Below are 18311 nucleotides of genomic sequence, written 5' to 3'. Positions count from 1 at the left end.
CGAGGCGATGACAAACTGGACCGCTAAATCGAGCATCCCCGAGCCGGACGGCAGCTGGGGGCCGGGCGTAAATATTCGCTCCGACCGGCCCACGCCCGCCCGGATATACGACTACTTCCTCGGCGGCAAGGACAACTTCCCGGTCGACCGGGAAGCCGCCGAAAAGGTCAAGGAAGCCGTGGGCGCCGAGATCACCTCTGACGCGGCACGGGAGAACCGGCTCTTCCTCCGCCGCGTCGTACGGTGGCTGGCCGAGGCGGGCATCGACCAGTTCATCGACGTCGGTGCCGGCCTGCCCACCCAGGGCAACGTGCACGAGATCGTCCAGCAGGTCAACCCCGACGCCCACATCGTCTACGTCGACAACGACCCGATCGTCCTGGCTCACGGCCGGGCCCTGCTGGCCGACAACGCCACCACCACGGTCATCACCGCGGACCTGCGCAGCCCCGGAACAATCCTCGATCATCCCGACCTGCGCACTCTGATCGACTTCTCCCGACCGGTAGCCATCCTGTTCATAGCCGTTTTCCACTTCGTCACCGACGAGGAGGACCCGGCCGGCCTCATCGCCGCGTTCCGGAAACTGCTGGCACCCGGCTCCCACATCGCCCTGACACACGCGGCCACGGACGACGCGCCATCCGACCAGGTGGCCCGGGTCGAGCAGGTGTACAAGAACGCCACCTCGCCCTTCGTCTTCCGCTCACGCCAGCGGATCGAAGCCCTGTTCGCCGGCTTCGACCTGGTCGAGCCCGGCATCGTCCACCCCTGGCAGTGGCGTCCCGGCGAGGACGACATCCGCACCGCCTGGCAGTTCGCCGGCGTCGCCAGAAAGAGCGCTCAGGAATAAGCGCCCACGGGGAACATGCGCGCCGGCGGACCATCGCGCTGGTCCGCCGGCCCAGCCAGGCCGTGAGCCGCCTTCCTGCCGTGCTCGGGTCACCAGCGCGTGCGCAGGTCTTCGACGAGGGTGCGGACGCGGTGGACGCTTTCCGAGCCCGGGTCGATGTCATGGAGCGCGTCGGCGAGCGCGGTCAGCACCCCGGCATCGGCCTGGTCACCGGCGAACCGCACCACCTTCATGAAATAGGTACGCAGGTGCGGGGTCAGGGGAGGCCGGGGCTGGCGGCCGGAACGGTGACCGATGGCGACCACCCACTCCTGCCGGGCGGTCTGGTCATAAAGGACGTCGACCCGCTCCAGTGCCTCGACCAGCGCCAGGATGTCGTCGGGAGCGAGCCGGTTGCCGAGGCCGCCACCGCCTGGTCCACCAGAGACATCCCGCCTGCCGGAAGCACCGGCGCCAACGACGGCGACCAGTCCGCCCGAATCACCCTGCCCGGATTTCCCCGCCGATCCGGCTACGGCTGGCTTGCTGGACCGATCGGGGAGAACGGGGGGACCGGGAGAAACAGGCGGATTCGGCGCGGGAAAATCGCCGAACGCCGGCGCCAGACCGGCCGCCGTGTCACGGTCGAGCGGCGGCAGCGCGGCGGCGGCCGTTCGCAGCACCTTCTCGGCCAGCGCGATGATGAAACTCTGGTACTCCCGCGGATGCTGCCGCATGAGATCGACGACACAGCTGTCCGCGTATGCCCGCCCCAGACTCGGCGAGGTGAGCTGTATCCGCCGCGCCACGGCCGGGACGGGCTGCCGCCGCGGCACCCATTCCAGCGGAAGAATGTAACCGGGCGGCGAATCCGCGACCGTGCCCGTGGCCCCGCTCATGCCCGTGCTTGCGGCCCCGTTCATGGCCGCTCGCCGCATCCGCTCGCTGAAGACAGCCCATTCCCAGCCGCACCAGCCGCTGCGGAAGTAGTCGTCGGACAGCAGGGCGACCATGACCGGTATGGTACGGGCCGCCTCCCGCAGTTCGGTCTGCCATTCCGCCCCCAGCCCGATGTCCCAGGGGGCGAGAAAACCACGTGGCCGCGGTTCGCGGTCCGCCCTGACACCCAGTTCAGCGGTCAGGTCGGCGTGGAGCTTCTCCACCAGCTCACGGTCACCGGGACGGGCAGCGTAGCTGGTGAAAAAGATGAACCGGGGCACACTGCCTCCCAGCCGTTCCCGGCGGCCGGCACTGTCCTCTTCCTGCCGGTAGATGGTGACCTCCTCCCGCAGGCCACCGGACGGAGGACGGATCAGCGCGACCTCCTCGGGGGACAGCGACGGCAGTTCCTGCCCCGGCGTCGTCAACCGCCTGTGCGCCTCGAGAATTCGGTTCGCGGTCCGCTCCACCACCCGGTGGTAGTCGTCGTGATGTCTGCGCATGAGGTTGAACAGGCCGTCACCGGCGAAGGGTGCGCCACGTGCCGCGTCCCAGGACTGTGATTTAAGGACCTTCTCCACGGGAGTGATCGCCACTGGCCGCCAGATCAGCCCGATGACAGCGTCCTTTGGCCACTTCCCGTAGCGTTGACTGTAGATCCGCCCCCGCTGGTTGAAGATTTCCCAGTCGAGCGCGCACCGCGGGTCACTGAAATAAGAATCCGAATACAGCGCCACCATCACGGGCAGCTTCGCCGCGGGATGATCACCATCCGCTCGGACGCCGGGACTCCCCGGCACGGGATAGTCGAGCTGACCGCCGACGAGAACATCGGCGCCGCCTGCCCGCATCTGGCGTTCGAGATCGGTGTGGAAACGAGCCACCCATTTCCGGTCCTGCTCGGAGGCGTAGCTCGTCATGAAGTAGTAGCGCATGGACCCCCGCAGACCACGACCGCTCCGGCCGGACGCTCCGCCTCGGGACCGGGACCGGGAGCGCCCATCCGACCGGACCATCCAGTTCTGGTGGGACGTCGGAACACGGTGGCCCCCGACGCTCCACCGGGCAAAGATACACGTCTAATTCGGTCACATCATCTGTCGTTGTGACGACTCGGCATACGCCATGGCGCATCCAGCCCCTCCAGGCATACCGGGCCTCCGGCCCGACAGGTCGCCCCACCGTCCGCGCACTCCACCCACGACCCGCCCCACCTGCGCAGACGGGCTGGTCACAGCCTTTTCAGGCGACCGGTCGAGCCCCCACGCGCCGGCCATCCCACCGCCTCCTCACCACAGGACTCGGCCGTCACATATCGGACGGCCGGCTGCCCCGGCAACGGGTCAGGGGCTATAGTTGGGCGCGTTTCGTCAACCTTCCGCGGTGATGAGTTCGCGTTCGGTGGTCAGCCTCAGTCCGCCGTACACGGTCGACTTCCCGTGGTGGTCCCGCACGGCATCGGGGGATCTGCCGAGTGCGCGAGGTGGTACGGGGTGGTACACGACGAGCGGCGGCACGCCGATCGCGGCCGGACGCATGTCCCGTCGAGCACCCCTGCTCATCGGCCGGCGGCCTGCGCCGGGCCCGGAAACCCCGCCGGGGGTGCCGCGCCCACGGTGGCGCGATGCGATGACGGGCCGGATCGGCGTCAGTCGACATGACACCGTATTTCTTCGTCAGCCACGCCACCGGCGACGCCGACGCGGGGCACCTGCAACGGTTCTTCGGCGACCTCCAGCGCGAACTGCGCAACCAGCTCGGATACCCGCCGGATGCCACCGGCGAACTGTGGGCACCGGTTCACGGGCAGGAGCCACCAGCCGGGACGTACACACCCGATACGCCGGACGCGCCGGCAGCGTCCGCCCTGACCTGCCGGGTACTGGTCGCAGCCTATTCGGACGCCTATGTGCGCAGTACGCGCTGCGTCCGCGAATGGTCGGCGTTCCACGACCGGATGCGCTGGTACCAGCAGCGTACGGGGGCCGAACCGGCGTCGCTGATCGGTATCCCGTGGTCGGCCGGCTTCGACACCCTGCCTGGCATCCTGCGGACGGCGAGCCGCCTGCCCACCAACGCCGTCGAGATGGGCCGCACCGGCGGCCTGCGCCACCTCATGAGCGAGATGTACCGTTCCGGCGCGAGCGAGCGTTACCTGGCCTTCGTCCGGCAGGTCGCCGGTCTGGTGGTCGCCGGGGCCGCCGCCGACCTGCCCGTGATGACCGCGGCCGACCTGCCCTACGCCCGCCCGCGTCCGGAGCTCCTCGCCGCGGCCCCGCCCACCGCCGAATCCGCTCCTGTCAATGCCGCCGGTGCCGAGCCGGCACGGCAGGCCTCGCCACCGGACGCCGAACCCGAGCCTCCCTTAGCGCATACCGGGGACGACGTGGCCGAGACGCCGCGTCTCCCCGCCCGGAATCGGCGACATACCCGCAACCTGGGCCGGGTCGGGGTCGTCATCGCCGCCGCCACGGCGGACGAGCAGCCCTCCACCCGTACTCGGCGTGACTTCTACGGGACCGCGCCCGAGGACTGGCGGCCCTTCCTGCCGGCCACCGGCCGGCCCGCGTTCGCCCTGGCCCAGGCCGCCCTGAGTAAGAACGCGATCTACGACACGGTCTGCTACCCCGTCGGCGCCGAGCTCACCGAGCAGTTGGCCCGGGCCCGCGCCGACCGGCGCGTCATCGTCCTGCTCGTCGATCCATGGATCACCGGAGCGGAGCCCTACCAGGAGCTTCCCGCCGACATGGAACGCTGGCTGGCGACGGACCCGGCCGCCTCCGCGGGAATGCTGGCGGTGTTCAGCTCGACGGATGAGGAGACCGAGGAACAGGCCGAGAACCTGCGCGCGGAACTGTCCCGATGGTTCGCCCACGCGGACGCCGTCCGCTGGAACCGTCGCAAGGATGTCCGTACCCATGAGGAACTGGCCACGGACATCGTGTCCATGGTCATCCGCACCCAGAACATGTTGATAAACATGGCCGGGCCCGGCCCGGGAACCGGGCCGGGCGACATCCCCGACGACCCGGATCAGGGCAGACCGGTACTGCGCCGCCGGTGGCCGGATGACGCGGAACGGTGACGATGACAACGACAGTAGCCGGCACCACCGGGTCCCCGACCGGCCCGGGCGGCACCATCGTGACTTTCTATTCGTACAAGGGCGGGGTCGGACGGACGATGGCGGTCGCCAACGTCGCCTGGATCCTGGCCAGCGCGGGCCGGAAGGTGCTGGTCGTCGACTGGGATCTCGAGGCGCCGGGCCTGCGCAGCTATCTGCACCCGTTCTTCCTGGATTCGGATGCGGCCACTGACATCGAAGGCGTCGTCGACATGGTGCAGGGCTACGTCTCCGCGGCCTGGTACGATCCCAGGGCCGACCGGGCCGACCTGCGGCGGGAGTTCGCCGCGGTGGACCAGCGGGTGATCCACCTGCAGCTGGCCCGGCATTCCGGCTGGGGGAGCATCGACTTCCTCGGCCCTGGCCGGCAGGGCGGATCCTACGAGGCCACGATCGCCTCTCTGCCCTGGAGCGCGCTCTACGACAATCTCCGTGGTCGGCGGTTCTTCCAGGACATGCGGGCGAACATGCTCGCCGGCGGCTACGACTACATCCTCGTCGACAGCCGGACCGGTCTCGGCGACAGCGCATCGATCTGCACCAAGTTACTCCCGGACGTCGTCGTCCTCGGCTTCACTATGAACTCCCAGTCGATCATCGGCGCGGCCAACGTCGTCACCGACATCGAAAATCACCTGGACCGGGCTATCCGCGTCCTGCCAGTGCCGATGCGAGTCGAGCCCGGGGAGACCGAGAAACTGAACATCAGCCGGGAGCGCGTCCGGCGCTGTTTCCCCAGGCTGCCACGCGGCCTCGACGAGGCCGGCCGCAACACCTACTGGGGGCATGTTGAGATCCCCTACAAGTCGTTCTACGCCTACGAGGAAGTCCTCGCCGCCTTCGCGGAGCGACCGGAGAGCACGAACGGCCTGCTCAGTCCGTATGAATACCTCACCAATGTCATCACCAACGGCCAGGTCCAGAGCCTGAAGCCGCTGCCCGAGCCGGAACGCATACAATGGCTGCGGGCCTTTGAACGCCTGGTGCCCATGGACGTCAACACGGCGACGGTCGTCGCGGCGCCTCGGGGCCGGGTCTGGGCGGAATGGATCCGCACCGAGTTGGGCAATGTGCACATCTCCGTGCATGACATCTCCGCTCCACCCGCCTCAGCCGACAGGACCGCGCCCGTTAGGACCGCGCCCGGTGGCGTTGACGGCCGGGACCAGGAACCGGTCGTGATCGTACTCACCCAGGATCTGCTCGATTCTTCACCGTGGCGCGAATATCTCAGAGGACTGATCAACGCGCGGGTCAGCGGAGACGATGCCACGACCGTTCCCAGGATCGTCGGGATCCGGGTGGACACCAACGAGTTCCGCGAGCCGTTCGACCTGATCGCCAAGGTGCAGCTCGGCATGTTCACCGAGCAGAAGGCACGTTCCACCCTGCTGAGGCAACTGGGCCGGACCGGACCGGCGACAACCGCTGACCCCCCTCCCGGAGGCACCCGGTTCCCCGGCAGCGTCCCCGAGATCAGGACGTCGCTGCGGGTCAACCCGCGATTCGTCGGCCGGGAGGAGCATCTCAGCCGCGCCCGGGACTACCTGACCTGGTCGAGGACCAGGCCGTTGCTGCCGCTGGCCCTCTGCGGCGGGCGCGGCCACGGAAAAACCGAGATCGCGGTCGAGTACGCCCACCGTTTCGCCTCGGACTACGACCTGGTCTGGTGGGTCCGGGCCAGCAGCGCCGAGGCCGCCCGGGACAGCCTGGAGCAACTACTGAAAGCCATCAGCGAGCACCCGGCCGCGTACGGGTACCGCGCGAAGAGCTGGTCGGCGGCGGCGGATCCGGTGGCCGAGATGCTCACGGATCTTGTCAGCGACCGGCTGGCCAAACGCTGGCTGCTCGTCTATGACGACGCGACCGACCGGGCGGCGCTGGGCGGGCTCCTCCCGGAATCGGGGATCTACGGACACGTCCTGATCACCACTGCCGAGGAGGCCGGCTGGCGGAACAGCGCGGAGATCATGCGCGTGGACCCGTTCACCCCGGCCGAGGCCGACACACTGATGCGCAAGCGGATCGGGTACGCCGAGGACGACCTCATCGCGTCAGTCACCAGAAGGCTGGGCTACCTGCCGCAGGCGGTCGACCATGCCGCGACGTGGATAGTCGAGTCGGGCATAGAGGCGAGCGAAGCCGTACGGCACTACCTCAGGCTGCTCGACCGTGCCGTGGAAGACCTGGCGGCCGGTCGCACCGACGGCGTCGCGCCACCCATCCTGCAGAGCTTGCTGGTGTCCCTGGACACGTTGGAGAAGCGGTCACGGCCACGCCTCCGCTTCCTGGAACTGTGCGCCTTCCTGTCGACGGAGGGCATCTCCATGAAGCTGCTGAAGTCACGCGGCATGTTGGAGGTACTGCAGCAGCCGGACGACAACCTGCCGGACAGCCCGGACACCACGCTGCCGGGCGGCCCGGACACCGGGCTCATCGACCGGATCCTCCAAAATGTGGCCAACGAGCTCACGCTGGTACGGATAGGCCCGCGCTGGGAGTCACTGAGCCTGCCTCCCGTGCTGTGCGACCTGTTGCGGAGCCGGATGCGCCAGGCCGGCACCCTCGAGAAGCGGCGGACCGAGATTCTGCGGGTGCTGGCCGCCTTCGCCCCGCTGGACGAGCCGTCGGACGATCCCAAGGACAGCGAGCGCTACGCCGAGCTCCAGCGGCACATCAAACCTTCCGGCGCGGTCAGCAGTCTCGACGACGCGGTGCGCCGCTGGCTGGTGCACCAGACCCGCTACCTGTTGCAGTCCACGACCGCGACGAAGGCGCGGGACCTCGGCGAGGGCCTACTGGCGTACTGGGCGGCCGCGGCTCCGCACCGCGAGAGCGACGTCCTGCGCCTGCGCCTGGCCACCCACGTCTCCAACGCCTACCGGGAGCTGTCCCAGTTCCCTGAGGCGATCAGGCTCAACAACGAGACCCATGAGCGGCAGACGGCTGTCTTCCCCTCGGGGCACCCGCATGTCTGGTGGACATCCGGCAGCCTCGCGCTGGACCGACGGCAGACAGGCAAGTTCCGGGACGCCCAACGGTATGATGAGGAAGCTTTCGCGGGCTTCCGGAGCCAGTACGGCGACGATCATCTGTACACCATCATCGCCTCTTACAACCTGGCCCACTGCCTGTTCTTCTACGGTGACGTCAGCGCCGCGCTGAAGGGTGCGCTGGAGACCTTCGAACGCGCCCGCCGGGTCCTCGGTGACGAGCGGTCGCAGACCTGGGTGTCGGCGTTGAGCGTGGGCTTCCTGCAGCGGCAGATGGGCGAACTGGAGGATGCGAAGGACCGGCTGCAGCAAGCCCGCCGTTTTTTCAACGAGCGGTCCGACAAGACCCGTCACCTGGCGTACACGGATCACCTACTAGCGACAATATTCAGGCTACAGGGCGACTACGATACGGCCCGTAAGTCTGACCAGGATGCGCTCGACAGATACCGCACGACATCCGAATACCATCCGGATAGGCCTGAGGAGCTCACCTGCGAACTCAGCCTGGCCACCGACCTGTCCCTACTCGGTGAGCACGACCAGGCGGTGGCTCTCGGCCGCAAAGTTCTCGCCGGATATGGACGCTACCGGGAGAAACTCGCCGACCAGGAGGAACTCGCCGGCCAGACGAAAGAGAAACACCCGTTCGAATATATCTGCATGGCGAACCTGGCGCTCTACCTGCGGGCCAAGGGCCGGGCGGAGCGGGCCCGCGAAAACACCGGGAATGCCCGTGCTTCCTTCGACGAGGCACGCGAGCTGAGTTGGAAAGCCATGACCGGCCTGCGTTCCGACGACCAGGTCGGGGAAGAGCATTTCTTCACCCTGACGGCGGCGGTCGGCCACGCGAACAGCCTGGTGGCGGTGGGCGAGATCGAGGACGCACGCGATCTCGACAGGCAGACCCACGATGCGTTCCTACGCTACTACACCCCCAGATATCCAGATACCAAGCTCGCGGGCGAGAACTACCGAGACAGCTCCGCCCGGTTGTCGAAGGCGCCGGACAGCGCGGGCTCCGACCGGCACGAGATCCCGATCGAAATACCAATACCGTGAACGCGCGCCGAAGGAGATGGTGATGATGGACACGGCCCCGCCCATCCAGCCGGATCCGAAGCCGGGTCCAAAGATCGTGTTCCACCGCGGCCTCGACAGCGCCTCCGACCACCGGGGAGAGAGAAGCCGCTACCACGATCTCGTCAACCGCTGCCGACAGCACGTCGGCGTGCACCGGATCCACCATGTCGGGCATTTCGTCAACGGGATCCCGAACTTCTCCGTCGACATTCTCGAGCACGAGGAACTGGCCGGTCACTTCGATGCCGGCTCCTCGGGCCCGGCGAACCTGCGCGCGACCCTGATCCAGATCGGCCGGAAATTCAACTACGACATCGGACGCGTTGACCGGAACCTGGCAGACATGTGGACCGGCCGGCTCATGCGAACCATTTTCGACGTTAGCCACTTCGGGGTGTACTGGTACTGGATCCACGGCAACGAATACCTCGTGGGGCTGACCCTGGGCGGGCAGCACGTGGACGACGCGGACCGTTCCATGGCCGCCATAGCCGAATCGATCCTCGAGTCCCTGGGCCGGCCACCACGGAACTACGGCGGTTTCCAACGAGGAATCCCCCGGGATCCTGCCCGGTACGGCGACGGGCAGGTCACACCCGCCGTCAACTGGTCCCGGTCGTCCACGGTCGGCCGGATGGAGAGGCAGGCCGCCGAAGAGTGCCGGTTCGCGGTACACCCGGCGGACCTGCACTACGTCGCCTTCTTCGCGGACGGCAGATGGCAGTTCTCGGTGGACGTCCTCGACAGCGAGCGGACAAAGTCGTTCGGTGGGCTGGACGCCGTGGACCGACGCGGCCTCTACCAGGAGTTCGGCGAACGGTTCCAGTTCATCACCAGCCAGTTCGACAGGATGCTGACATCGATCAGCCCGTCCGAGCCGGGCCGTCTGGTGCGGACGGTCCTCGACGTCGAGGCGGGGGCGCTGTACCACCATCCGGTCGCCCTGGGCCGGTACGTCGTCGGCGTTACCCTCTTCCAGGACCAGGTCGCGCAGGCCGACGACCGAATCCGGACGCTGGTGGAAAGTCTGCGCCGGGGCCTGGACTGGTCGCCGTGACGATCCAGGCGGCAGTACTCATCCAGGCGGCGAGGACGTCCGGATCGGTCGTAGTACCCGGCGTCGCACGCAGGAAGACATACAGTGCCCGAACGGTCTCCGGGTGAGAGGTGAGCGCGGCGACCGCCGGTGTGACGGCGTACCCGCGGGCCACCGCGAGCCCCGCCCAAGATGTGGCGCCACCTGGCCACCTGGCCAGATGCGCCTTGTACAGCTCGGCGGCACGCGCGTAGTAGCCGCTCACCAGAGCGATGTCAGCGATCATGTCGAGGCCGGCGACGCCGGCCGTGCCGGCGCTCTCAAGGACCGCGTCGACAGCCTGGAAAGCCTCCGGATCGTCCAGCCAGCGCCGGACAAGTACGCCGCGCCTGGTTTCCGCGCGCTCCTGGCTGCCGGCGACCACCTCCACGGCTGGTGGCTCGCGCGGGCAGGGCCGGCCCGCCGACCAGGCGTCCGCCCACCGCCGTAGCTGGCCGTCGTCCGGGCTCAGGTGCGACAGCCGCCACATCGCCCGATGGTCCACGGCCATATCCCGTGCCCGCGCCGCCACCGCGTCGTCGACGGGCAGCTCCTCCCAGCGGCGCAGGGCGTGCGCCATGCCCTCGACGAAACGCCGGCCCAGCGCGGTCAGCACCCGGGAGGAGCGCAACGTGTCCACGGCGGCGGCCACCGCCTCCCGGCAGCGGACGAACTCGAACTCCGCGATCCGGCGCGTGCGCGCGCCACCGCTGCGGCGCTGGACGTTCCAGAACTCCAGCAGCCCGAGAAAAGCGTAGGCCCCCTGGAACAGCCCGGTAACGGGACGCGGGTCCGGCCGCCAGCCCGCGTAATAGATCTTCTCGCGACGATCCTGCCGATCTTCCAACAGGGGCAGGATGTCCATGAGCGCGTACAGCTTGGTGTGCTGGAACTCGTGCAGCAGATCGGTGGCCAGCGCGGCCGCGCTGGTGGGGGTGATCAGACAGACAGCTCCGAAGGCGTCCACGGAGGTGGCGGAGACGGCATGCCCCGCCCGGGCGTCCAGCAGTGGGACGAACACGGTGAGCCCCGCGCGGACGGCGTCCGCGCGCTGTGGATGATGGCGGACGAGCAGCGCCCATGCCTCGTCGAGGAGCATCTGCCAGCGGGCGACCTCATGATCCTCCAGTCCGTCACGGACCTGGAGTGCGCCGAAGCGCCGGTAGGGATCGGCATCGTCGAGCGCCACCTCGAGACGACGGCCCTCCGCGGTGCTGCGCAGCCGGCGCAGCGGGAACCAGCATCCGCCTCCCGCTGCGTCGGCGTCCACGCCGCCGCTTCCCGGAGCGCCAGCGACCGCTTCGTTGGCGCCCGCACCACCGGAGCCAGCGCCGCCGGCCTCCGGGCGGCTGACGACCACGCCGCCGGTGTCCGCGTCACCGATGTCCACCTCGGCCCGGAGGCCGTCCCCGGTGATGATGATCCGGTGGGAGCCGGCCGCGGCGCGCACCCGTACCCGCTCGGCGCCGCCAGGCATGCGCAGATGCCCGAAGGTGGGCAGGAAGAGCTGTCCCGCCCTGGTCCGGACCGTGATGTCGACGGCGTGCGCCGCCCGCAGCGCCGCCGCCACCGCGATCCCGCCCAGACAGCCGAGATCCTCCTCCAGGGGGACCGTCCCGGCCTCCTCCAGGGGGACCGTCCCGGCCTGCTCAAGGGGGACAGTCCCGGCCTGTCCGCGCAGCCGGCGCAGGCAGTGCGTCCCCCACATCCCGACCATCGGATACACCAGGACGCTGTCGGCCGCGGGGCGCGACCGCCGGGCGGCCGCGGCCAACAGCGCGAGCCCGTCCTGGAAGCACTCGAGCGGCTCGCGGCCGCCGTGCCGGGCGGCCACCTCGTCCCGGATCGCTCGTAGGAGCAGCAGCCGCCGGCTGAGCTGGGCGCCGCGTAACGCGGCGATGGCTGCGGCGTCGCCGGCACCGCTGGCGAGCGCGTCGAAGTCGGCCGCGGCCAGCCGATGGGTCCTCACCGCACGGCCCGTTCCGCTCCGCCCGCTCCCGGCCCGGCCGGTCCCATCCGTCGGATGCCGGCGACGTCGTCCACCAGCCGGCGTCGGATGTGGCCGATGAGACGCAGCAGGTCCGGGCAGTAGACGGAGGGGTTGCGGAAACCTGTTCCCGCCCGGTAGCGGTGCGGGTAGAAACCGCCCCCGCAGACCCGCACGACCTCGCAGCGCAGGCACGTTCCGGCGAGGGCCGCGAGCCCGAGCTGACGCTCGACGACACCCGGATGCCTGAGAACATCGTCGAAGGAATGGTCCCGCACGTTGCGACCGGTCGCGGCCGCTCCCGGGAAGGCGGATTTCAGCACGTCGCTCTGTTCGAGCGTGCCGTCGGTCTCCACCACCACAAGCGCGGCCGGGGAAAGGCCGACCGTCTCGGTGTCGCTCGGCCAGCCGAGCAGCAGGAACATGATTTCCTGGAAAATCCGGACGGTCGTTTCCGGCGCGGGGCTGTCATACCATTCGTCGAACGCCGCGATGAGCCAGTCGGCGTACGGCGTCGAGGTGCTGTCCGCCGGTCTGCCCGGCGGGCGGTGCGACCAGTTCCCGTGCGGCAGCAGGAAATCGATGACCGGCGGCCGGAATGCGCACAGTGCGCGATGGACTTCCACCGGATCCTGGTCGAGGTCGACCGTGCACAGCAGCCCCCGGAAAAGCCGCCGGTGACGGGACGCCCCGAGCAGCCCCAACGCGTCGGCGACGGCCTGGAAACTGCCGCGGCCGTCCCGGAAGCGCCGGTGACGGTCGTGCCCGGCACGGGCGCCGTCGAGGCTGACGCTCACGCCGACGTCCAGGGCAGCGAGAACGTCGAGGAACGCCTCGTCCAGCAGCACGCCGTTGGTCTGGACGCTGATCAGGACATCCGTTCCCGGGCCGGCCTCGCGCCGGATCATCGTCACCACGTCCGTGATGAGCGCCGGGCCGGCGAGCAGCGGCTCGCCGCCGTGGAACACCACGTGGACGTCCGGGAGACCGTGCGTGTGGGCGTGCTCGGCGATCCGGCGGGCTGTCAGACGGGCTGTCTCTCTCGTCATCACGGCGGGCTGGGCCCGCCAGCCCTGGTCCACAGAACGGTAGACGTAGCAGTAGTCGCAGGCGAGGTTGCACCGGCTGTGCAGCTTCACGATGAACTCGCGGAACGGGACCGGGCGCCGGCCCGGACCGGGCTGTTGTTCTCGCCGCGGGCTCACAGCTTCACCATGTGCTTCGCGATCGCCACCCCCGGACGATCGACATCCCGCAGAACGGCGCGCAGCGACCTGGACAGCACGGAGTCCTCAAGCATGGCCACCGTTTCGAGATCGACACTGGTCAGGTCCACCATGGCCGACTCGATGTCGGGCGAAGCGATGCCCGGGACATCAACACCCGGAACGGCGATGCCCGGGACCGTGATGCCGGAAGTGGGGATGCCGGGTATACCGTCGGGAATGGCGCTGGACACGGTGTCGGCGATACCAGCCCCGGGGTGGATGCCGCCCCGGTTCATCCTGCCGCCCCGATCCGCGCCGTCGCCCCGGCTCGTGTCGTTGCCCCGGTCCTCGGCGGCCCCGTTGGCCAGGCCGTCGCGCCGGGCGGCGGGGTCCGTCGCGCGCCAATGACTCACGAGCCGCGCGCCATCCACACAGGTGCGTGTCGTTGTCATGTCCTCGGCCATTCCGGAGTCCTCCAGAGCGACCTGGCCGGGGTGGAGAGGGATACCCTGGGTGTCGGGGTGCCGGCCATCGTGTCCGCCGGAGCGGCTCGCGCCGACGGACCGAACCGTCTTCTTTCCTGCCACCCGGTCCCCCCAGCCCGCTGGTTGGCGGCTCCGCCATGGCTGACAACGAATTCAGCGTATCCGGCGAAGCCGACCAAGGAATTCTGTTACCGATCGTAGTGTGCGGAAGGGTGCCGCCGCTTCCCAATGACCGGAACCAGACCCATCATGACGCAAGCCAGTCCCGATCAACGCCGTTTACCCAGGTCACCGGCATCAGGGCTACAGCCCGAGATGCCGGGAGCCAGCGCCAGGCCGACAACGACTCGGACGAGGGCGTAGGCGAGGGCGTGGACGAGGGCGTAGGCAAGGGCGTAAAGGGCCATGGTCGCCAGGAACACGCTCCGCCGGAAGACACACCAAATCGCCGACGAACAAGGGTAGTCTGACGAAAGATCATCAGCTAGACTTGCCCGACGGGGATCGAGAGGATCGTCATGCACACGGGTGCCTTCGTCGATATATATGAACCAAATTGCAGTCCGCCTGGTTGCCCACCAGTGAAACGATCTTCCGTGGCCACGTTCGCCTTCCTCTTCCCTCTCATGCTCATCAGCCGTGGGTGACGATGCCTGGCGCCCCGGCTCCGCCAGCCAGCGAGGGAAGGCGTGAACCATGCGGCTCCTTGTCCGGGAAGCAGGTCATCTGCTGCTACTGACGGCCTTCATCCTCGCCGGGGTTGTCGCCGCCGTCGTACTCGACATCCGCGAAATCACTGACAGTTCGCTCTACTTCGGCGTCATAGCCACCCTGCTCGCGATCGGCCTGTACGGCAGCACCAGCGGTATCTCACGGGTGGCCAGAAAGGACCTGCGAACGATCCTGCTGGTGGTCACCGTCGGTGTGGTCCTCAAGGCCGCGCTCGTCGGCGGCGTTCTCTCCCTGGCCTTCGGGGACCCGGTCTTCTTCCTGCTGGCCGTGGCAGTAGCCCAGATAGATCCGCTGTCCGTGACCGCGTTCATGCAGAACTCCAGGATGTCGGAACGCGCCAAGACGGTGCTGGCGTCCTGGTCGTCCTTTGACGATCCGGTCACCGTCATACTGACGGTGACGCTGGCCACGACGCTGGGGCCCACTCTCGGCAGCGACCGGGCGCAGATCGCCGACACCTTCGGCGGCACCGACGGGTTCGTCGGTTTTCTCACGAATTTTGGCTACAACGCCGGGCTGGTCGCGGCCGCCGGGTTTGTCTGGTTGGCCGCGAAAAAACGCACGGCAACCGCCGTCGCCGCTGTCGGCGCCGTGGCCGCTGCCGCCGTCTCGTATTTTCTCATGCTTGGTCTGGCCGTCGCTGGTCTTTTCATGCGGCCGGCGACACCGAAATGGGCGGCCGTCGTGGAACGGGCCGTCCAGATCGCCTTTTACGGTGCCGCCGTGGCCCTGGGTCTTCTCCTCGCCCGCGGTATCGATCTCGGCGCCGGGATCGCGCTGGGTGCTGCCGCCTTCGCCGCCCAGATAGTGGTGGGTTTTGCGCTGACCGCCCGGCTGCCCCGTACCGACCGCGTCCACCTCGCCGTGTCCCAGCAGAACGGGATCACCAGCATCGTGCTGGCACTGGCGCTGGAACCGTCCATTCCCGGAACAGTCGCGATCATCGGCCCCGCAATCATCACCATCAACACACTGCACGCCGTGTGCAACCGCCTGCTGGACGCCCCGCCCACACAGCTTCTGGGCGCTCTACGCCGACTTTTCCCTCCCTCAGGCCCGCATCCCGCATCCAGACCAGCCCCGTCAGAGCCGGTCACGTCCGATCCGCAGGCCGTCACCCGGACAGGCGACCGTGCGGATATTCCGGGCCAGCTCGTGAATCTCCGCCCCATACCCAAACCGTCCGTCGTGAGGGACGACGGTCAGCCGCCACGGAACGGGCCCCAGGCAACCCCCGCCGAACAGCCCGGCCCATCGGCAGACCAGCCAGCCGGGTACGGACACGGAAAACCAGCACACACACCGGGAAGTCGGCGCCATGGGACATCCCGGGACAGTCATCCAGTGATCAAAAATCCGGTTTTCAACGATCCCTGACAGTCAGTAGTCGCTACCGGGGCCGAGCAGGATTTTTCGGCCGGAGAACTCCCGGCGGACGCCGTAGTGGCAGGTTATCCGGTGGCAACGAACAACCTGCCACTACATGACTTCTCGAACGCGGACACTTCGCCGCTTCTCCCCGGCCCGACGGCGTACGGACTTCGCGGAGGCATTGCCGGCAGACAAGGCCCGCAGGCACGAACCGCGGTCAGTTGACGGCGGCTCGTAGTTGTTCGACTCGGTCCGTGCGCTCCCAGGTGAAGTCGGGGAGCTCCCGGCCGAAGTGGCCGTAGCTCGCGGTCTGCGCGTAGATGGGCCGCAGCAGGTCCAGATCCCGGATGATCGCGGCCGGGCGGAGGTCGAAGACCGTCGAGACCGCCCGTTCGATGGCGGCCACCGGCACCTGCTCGGTGCCGAAGGTCTCCACGAACAGGCCGACCGGCTCGGCCTTGCCGATGGCGTAGGCGACCTGGAGTTCGACCCGGCGGGCGAGCCCGCTCGCCACGACGTTCTTGGCCACCCAACGCAGGGCGTAAGCGGCCGAACGGTCGACCTTGGACGGGTCCTTGCCGGAGAAGGCACCGCCGCCGTGCCGGGCGTACCCGCCATAGGTGTCAATAATGATCTTCCGGCCGGTCAGGCCCGCGTCACCCTGCGGGCCGCCGATCTCGAAGCGGCCGGTCGGGTTGACCAGCAGCCGGTAGCCGTCCACCTCGATACCGAGGTTCTGCTCGGCCACCCGCTTGAGCTCCGGCTCGATCACCAGTGCCCGGATGTCCGGGGTGAGCTGCTGCTCCAGGTCGATGTCGGCGGCGTGGTGGGCGGAGACGACGACGGTGTCCAGCCGGACCGGCCGGTCGCCGTCGTACTCGATGGTCACCTGGGTCTTGCCGTCCGGGCGCAGGTAGGGCACGGAGCCGTCGCGGCGGACCTGGGCGAGCCGCTGGGCCAGCCGGTGCGCGAGCGTGATCGGCAGCGGCAGCCGTTCCGGGGTCTCGTCCGTGGCGTAGCCGAACATCAGGCCCTGGTCGCCGGCGCCCTGCCGGCCGAGCTCGTCCTGTTCACCTTCCACCCGGGCCTCGTAGGCGTTCTCGACACCCTGGGCGATGTCGGGCGACTGGGAGCCGATCGAAACGGTCACCCCACACGTCGACCCGTCGAACCCCTTGGCGGACGAGTCGTAGCCGATCTCGATGAGCTTGTTGCGGACGACGCTCGGAATATCGACGTAGATCTCGGAGGTGACCTCGCCGGCAACGTGCACCAGGCCGGTCGTCAGCAGGGTCTCGACAGCGACGTGGGACCGCGGGTCACCAGCGAGGAAAGCGTCGAGAACGGCGTCGCTGATCTGGTCGGCGAGCTTGTCGGGATGTCCTTCGGTAACAGATTCCGACGTGAAGAGTCGACGGGACACGGCTTGCACCTCATCTCGTGGGCGTGAATACACCTGTCGGGCGGATCCACCGACCATTTGTCCATATATATGGAACGTTCGGCACGAACCGTACCGGATCCGGACCGGAAGACAGGGGCGGGGCGGGACAGGCTCAGGAAGCCGTACAGATGGCCGAACTCACCCCGGCGAAATCAATATGGGCTCGCCCCACGAGCACCACCGGGATATACACGGTATTGACTTTCACACGCCGGTCACGAGATCGTCAACATCACCCATACTGTGACTTAAATCACGCAACTTTTCTTGATTTTCTTCAATAAGGGTGATAAATGCTTATCTGTCACTGAGTGCCCACTCCAGCAGCCACTGGACGGCCTCGGTGTGCCGCCGCGCCGCACCGAGATCCTCCCCCCAGGCATACAGGCCGTGCCGGGCGATCAGGATGGCCGGGGTCCGCGGATCCCGCAGCGCCGCCATCCGGTCGCCGAGGCCGGTCATCTCCTGGCTGTTGCCCACCACCGGGATGCGGACGCGGTCGCCGTCGGCGCCACGTCCCAGCGCCTTGAGCATCTCCAGGCCCTCGAGCTCGACGCCGCCCGGCCAGCGTTCGGCGGCCCGCACCGACACGACCGTGTGGACGTGCACGACCGCCCCCGCGCCGGCGGCCTCGGCGAGCCGCGCGTGCAGCGCCGCCTCGGCCGACGGCCGCCGGGCCGGCCCGACCGGCCGGGCGGCACCCGCGGCGTCGACCACGGCCACGTCCCCGGCGTGCAGCTCGGACTTGTCCAGCCCGCTCACGGTGACCGCGAGCCGCAGCGGGGCACGGCACAGCACGACCGACAGGTTCCCCGAGGTCGCCCGCATCCAGCCGAGGGACGCGTAGCGCGCCGCCTCCCGGGCCAGCGCCTCGCCCGCGACGCGCAGACCGGCCGGCCACCCGTCGGCGTCCACCGGATCACCAGTGTTCACAAGAACGTCGTCCATCAGAGCAGCACCCGTCGAAACACCATCCACCCACCAGATCATCAATTTCCGCCGGTGTCACCTCCACCGGCACCCGCCCGGCCCCGGACA

Annotated in this window: 12 protein-coding genes; 5 read left to right on the top strand and 7 right to left on the bottom strand. The window is 68.5% G+C overall.

Going from position 1 to position 18311, the window contains the following annotated elements:
* The first annotated feature begins 7 nt into the window (after positions 1-7).
* A complete protein-coding gene (locus AC5LUJ_RS05375) occupies positions 8-853 on the top strand; it encodes an SAM-dependent methyltransferase (protein WP_250283224.1) in 846 nt (281 codons plus the stop codon).
* An 89-nt stretch (positions 854-942) separates the two neighbouring features.
* On the opposite strand, the gene AC5LUJ_RS05370 is transcribed toward AC5LUJ_RS05375, so the two are convergent.
* Positions 943-2706: a TIR domain-containing protein gene (locus AC5LUJ_RS05370; protein WP_250283225.1), complete on the bottom strand. Its 1764-nt coding sequence runs from the start codon at positions 2704-2706 to the stop codon at positions 943-945.
* Between the two features lie 722 nt (positions 2707-3428).
* Here AC5LUJ_RS05370 and fsxC point away from each other — a divergent pair.
* Genes fsxC through AC5LUJ_RS05355 form a run of 3 tightly spaced genes read left to right on the top strand, consistent with a single transcriptional unit; the run spans position 3429 to position 10028 of the window.
* Positions 3429-4856: an FxsC protein gene (fsxC, locus tag AC5LUJ_RS05365; protein WP_250283227.1), complete on the top strand. Its 1428-nt coding sequence runs from the start codon at positions 3429-3431 to the stop codon at positions 4854-4856.
* A gap of 2 nt (positions 4857-4858) precedes the next feature.
* Entirely contained in the window at positions 4859-8950 is a 4092-nt protein-coding gene (fxsT, locus tag AC5LUJ_RS05360) for an FxSxx-COOH system tetratricopeptide repeat protein (RefSeq protein ID WP_250283229.1), read from the top strand.
* Between the two features lie 22 nt (positions 8951-8972).
* Positions 8973-10028 carry a hypothetical protein gene (locus AC5LUJ_RS05355; protein ID WP_250283232.1) on the top strand — a complete coding sequence of 352 codons (1056 nt, stop codon included), beginning with the start codon at positions 8973-8975 and terminating at the stop codon, positions 10026-10028.
* On the opposite strand, the gene AC5LUJ_RS05350 is transcribed toward AC5LUJ_RS05355, so the two are convergent.
* The 4 genes from AC5LUJ_RS05350 to AC5LUJ_RS05335 all read right to left on the bottom strand — a co-directional run bounded on the left by AC5LUJ_RS05350 (position 9937) and on the right by AC5LUJ_RS05335 (position 14133).
* A complete protein-coding gene (locus tag AC5LUJ_RS05350; RefSeq protein ID WP_493464561.1) occupies positions 9937-12015 on the bottom strand; it encodes an aKG-HExxH-type peptide beta-hydroxylase in 2079 nt (692 codons plus the stop codon). The genes AC5LUJ_RS05355 and AC5LUJ_RS05350 overlap by 92 nt on opposite strands.
* The gene (locus tag AC5LUJ_RS05345; protein WP_250283237.1) at positions 12012-13238 is read right to left on the bottom strand and encodes an FxsB family cyclophane-forming radical SAM/SPASM peptide maturase; all 1227 of its coding nucleotides are present in this window, start codon (positions 13236-13238) and stop codon (positions 12012-12014) included. The genes AC5LUJ_RS05350 and AC5LUJ_RS05345 overlap by 4 nt, the downstream gene beginning before the upstream one ends.
* Entirely contained in the window at positions 13235-13705 is a 471-nt protein-coding gene (locus tag AC5LUJ_RS05340; RefSeq protein WP_250283238.1) for an FxSxx-COOH-like cyclophane-containing RiPP peptide, read from the bottom strand. Before AC5LUJ_RS05340 ends, AC5LUJ_RS05345 begins: the two co-directional genes overlap by 4 nt.
* A gap of 290 nt (positions 13706-13995) precedes the next feature.
* Positions 13996-14133: a hypothetical protein gene (locus tag AC5LUJ_RS05335; RefSeq protein WP_250283241.1), complete on the bottom strand. Its 138-nt coding sequence runs from the start codon at positions 14131-14133 to the stop codon at positions 13996-13998.
* A gap of 289 nt (positions 14134-14422) precedes the next feature.
* On the opposite strand from AC5LUJ_RS05335, the gene AC5LUJ_RS05330 reads away from it, so the two are divergent.
* Entirely contained in the window at positions 14423-15835 is a 1413-nt protein-coding gene (locus AC5LUJ_RS05330; RefSeq protein ID WP_250283243.1) for a cation:proton antiporter, read from the top strand.
* 211 nt (positions 15836-16046) lie between these two features.
* Here AC5LUJ_RS05330 and metK read toward each other — a convergent pair whose 3' ends face one another.
* The gene (gene metK, locus AC5LUJ_RS05325; protein ID WP_250283244.1) at positions 16047-17252 is read right to left on the bottom strand and encodes a methionine adenosyltransferase; all 1206 of its coding nucleotides are present in this window, start codon (positions 17250-17252) and stop codon (positions 16047-16049) included.
* Between the two features lie 318 nt (positions 17253-17570).
* On the bottom strand, positions 17571-18221 hold the full coding sequence (mtnB, locus tag AC5LUJ_RS05320) for a methylthioribulose 1-phosphate dehydratase (RefSeq protein WP_493464560.1): 651 nt from the start codon (positions 18219-18221) through the stop codon (positions 17571-17573).
* Positions 18222-18311: the final 90 nt, after the last annotated feature.

It is taken from the genome of Protofrankia sp. CiP1_Cm_nod3, assembly GCF_982290655.1.
Note: the sequence above shows the minus strand (reverse complement) of the source record. Positions and strands in the feature narration are given on the sequence as shown.

What these genes read in the sequence shown, in the direction of transcription:
- AC5LUJ_RS05375 (WP_250283224.1), top strand. Translation starts at nt 8, where the DNA reads ATGACAAACTGGACCGCTAAATCGAGCATCCCCGAGCCGGACGGCAGC.
- AC5LUJ_RS05370 (WP_250283225.1), bottom strand. Translation starts at nt 2,706, where the DNA reads ATGCGCTACTACTTCATGACGAGCTACGCCTCCGAGCAGGACCGGAAA.
- fsxC (WP_250283227.1), top strand. Translation starts at nt 3,429, where the DNA reads ATGACACCGTATTTCTTCGTCAGCCACGCCACCGGCGACGCCGACGCG.
- fxsT (WP_250283229.1), top strand. Translation starts at nt 4,859, where the DNA reads ATGACAACGACAGTAGCCGGCACCACCGGGTCCCCGACCGGCCCGGGC.
- AC5LUJ_RS05355 (WP_250283232.1), top strand. Translation starts at nt 8,973, where the DNA reads ATGATGGACACGGCCCCGCCCATCCAGCCGGATCCGAAGCCGGGTCCA.
- AC5LUJ_RS05340 (WP_250283238.1), bottom strand. Translation starts at nt 13,705, where the DNA reads ATGGCCGAGGACATGACAACGACACGCACCTGTGTGGATGGCGCGCGG.
- AC5LUJ_RS05335 (WP_250283241.1), bottom strand. Translation starts at nt 14,133, where the DNA reads ATGGCCCTTTACGCCCTTGCCTACGCCCTCGTCCACGCCCTCGCCTAC.
- AC5LUJ_RS05330 (WP_250283243.1), top strand. Translation starts at nt 14,423, where the DNA reads ATGCGGCTCCTTGTCCGGGAAGCAGGTCATCTGCTGCTACTGACGGCC.
- mtnB (WP_493464560.1), bottom strand. Translation starts at nt 18,221, where the DNA reads ATGGACGACGTTCTTGTGAACACTGGTGATCCGGTGGACGCCGACGGG.